Source organism: Bradyrhizobium sp. 132, from assembly GCF_023074185.1.
Lineage (GTDB): Bacteria > Pseudomonadota > Alphaproteobacteria > Rhizobiales > Xanthobacteraceae > Bradyrhizobium.
In genome coordinates this window covers 1-2,693 of the sequence record NZ_JADPKY010000125.1, presented here as the reverse complement: position 1 = coordinate 2,693, position 2,693 = coordinate 1, and the positions used below count along the sequence as shown (strand labels likewise).

Sequence of the window (2,693 nt, the reverse complement as noted above, 5' to 3'; positions counted from 1 at the left end):
TTCTACAACCGCGCATCAGAACACCCATCTGTCTATGTTGTTGTAGAGAAGAGACTTTGCTGATTGGGATGCGATCCCGTGGGGTATCTTGGGTTCTGTCGCGCTCGTTCGGCGATAGATTGAGCGGCAGTTGTTATCAGCGAGGCGCGGGCGAAGATCCACGGGCCGTCCGATAGCGGATGGAAGGCTTCGATTTCGCCGGCTTCAGCGGCCAGCCGGAGCGTCTTGGGCGCGATCTTCAGGAGCTTTGCGGCGTTGCTAAGGTTGAGCCAGGGTTCGATCCCGTCATCGGCGGGCTTGAACACCGGGAGGTGGTAGCTCGAGCGCATTGATGTGACGCGCTCGCGGGTCCAGCGATTGCCGTTGCCTGTCTTGAGGCCGTTTCGGTTGAGGAGGCCGGCAATCAGATCGTCGCTGGCGATCAGCACCAGTTGACGCACGGCTTGGATAATATCGGCAGAGGTGCTGTTGCGCTGTCCGCGCCGGCGCTTGGGCAAGCGCAACTCGCTGTGGGCACCACCCACCCAGTGGACGATGAGAACGATCTCGGAAGCCGCGTCGTCGATATCGGCCACGACCTCATGGACGAGGGTGCGTACAATGCGCTTCTTGAGGCGAGCATCCGTCGTCGGCGCATCCCAGACCGTTTTGAGGTTCGAGGCAAGAACGCTGAGCGAAGCTGGATCAGCAATGGGCGCGGACGTCACTGCATCATGCATGGCGATCTTGCCCTCGACCTCCGCCACGTGAGCGAGCGCCCTGTTCCAGCGCGCTTCCAGCTCACTCGCCACCAGCCGGTTCGCGGGGTCAGCGGCATCGTATTGCCGGAAAGCCCTGTCGGCGGCATAGCGCGCCGCCTCGAGGTCGCGATTGAGAGCATCGCGCACCTGATCGCGGCGTTCCCTGGCTCCCTTGGCGGCAGCGGTTGCAGCGGCGATAGCGCCTGGGCCGACAACGCCAAGCAGTGCTTCCTCTATTGCATCATCGACGCGCAATCCTCCGAAGGCGATGCAGTGAGGGCCGCCATTGTCCATCCAAGCGCGGCTGCAGCTGTAGCGCGGGATATGGTGCTTCATGCCTGAGTACCGGAGTGTGAGCTTGCGGCCGCAGCGCTTGCACCGGATCAGACCGGCCAGCAGCGCGTCTCCATGCTTGGGCGCGCCGTGATGCCGACCAGTGGGAACGTTGCTGCTGACCATCGCGCGGATCGCCTCGAACCTCTCCCAGCTCACATACCCGTCGTGGGTATTAGGCTTCAACGTCAACCATTCGTTCCGCGTCTTGCGGCGGATCTTCACGGTCACGCCCTCGGCGGTGTATCCCGCCGCCACAGCCGTCTTACCATAGGCATAGGCGCCGCCGTAGACCGGGTTCTCAATGATCCGGTGGATGGCGGAGTAACTCGGTCGCCGCCAGGCTGTGTCGCCGTTGGACTGTTTCACCGGCAGATCGAGATTGTACTCGTGGAGCCAGCAGAGCGCCTGTCGGGCACTGCCCAGTTCCTCGACCTTGTCGAACACCAACTGGATCGCTTCCTGGACGCGCTGATCCGGATCTTTCTCATAGCGGTCGCCGGCCTTCACGAAGCCGACGGGCGCCGCCACAATCAACTCGCCCCGGCGCGCCTTCTCATAGCGGGCCGAGAGCGAGCGCTGGCGCAACAGATCCAGCTCGTACTCATTGAGGCTACCCTTGAGCCCGAGCAGCAGGCGGTCGTTGCCGTGCCTTGGCGCATAGATGGTCTCCTGATCGACCAGAACGGTGTCGACCACGCGGCACATCTCGATGAGTTGCTGCCAATCCCGGCTGTTGCGAGCGAACCGCGAGACCTCGCGGGCGCAAACTGCACCGACCTTACCGAGGCAAACCTCCGCTACCATCCGCTCAAAACCAGCGCGTTGGACCCCGCCGGCGGCTGAACGACCGAGATCATCATCGATCACTTCGATCTCAGACCAACCGAGCGCCGTCAGCCGGTCCCGCATGGCGTATTGCAACGCGCTGCTCTCGCGATTGTGCAACACCTGATGTGCCGAGGATTGACGCACGTAAAGAATCGCCTTGCGCTCCAGATGATGAGGCCTGACCTTGTCAGAGATCATGACCGACCTCCTTCGCGGGCGGCGTCGCTGTCATCGCAGCATGGTCGACGATCAACTGCGTCATCAGGCTTGTGAGGGCCGCCCGAGCTTCCGCCGGCAGCTCCAGCCATGCTGGTGCGCCGATGGCGCCGTTCGAAAGGCCGCTCCCGAACAGATCCATCTGCTGCTGCGGCCGCGGTTGTCGATTGTGTCGGTATCCGCTCCCTGGCATTGCCGTCTGCCGTGACATGGGTCTCTCCCCGATTCTGGTCGTGAGAGGCTCTGGATGCGCTAGAAAGCAGAGCAGCTGATGACGTTCGATCCATCAACGCCAGATCGAGAAGCGCTGAAAACGCTGCAAGTGCGGTTATGCTGACAAATGGCCGAGCTGCCAAAAGCTCCGCCTCAGGGCATGCCGTCCGGTCGAACATCCATGCTGGAACCTCCAGCCAACGATCTGCTTGCGATCCATCCAGCGTGCAGCGGAAGGCGACATCGCCAGCCTTGTCGACGGCCCCATGAACGCAAACTCGGCAGCCAAACCAAGGATGATATCGATAAAGAACCTCGCGAAGAACGGTCCTGTGGGCGTTCTCAAACCTCGTTGTACAA

At 62.0% G+C, this 2,693-nt stretch carries 3 protein-coding genes; all 3 read right to left on the bottom strand.

Annotated features, from left to right (window positions below; translation table 11 throughout):
* Positions 1-32 precede the first annotated feature (32 nt).
* On the bottom strand, positions 33-2,102 hold the full coding sequence (locus IVA74_RS25645) for a recombinase family protein (protein WP_247349118.1): 2,070 nt from the start codon (positions 2,100-2,102) through the stop codon (positions 33-35).
* Positions 2,092-2,262 (bottom strand): hypothetical protein, encoded by a 171-nt coding sequence (locus IVA74_RS25640; RefSeq protein ID WP_247349117.1) that lies wholly within the window; start codon positions 2,260-2,262, stop codon positions 2,092-2,094. Before IVA74_RS25640 ends, IVA74_RS25645 begins: the two co-directional genes overlap by 11 nt.
* Before the next feature lie 186 nt (positions 2,263-2,448).
* Positions 2,449-2,693: hypothetical protein (locus IVA74_RS25635; RefSeq protein WP_247349116.1), on the bottom strand; the 245-nt coding region annotated here is incomplete at its 5' end.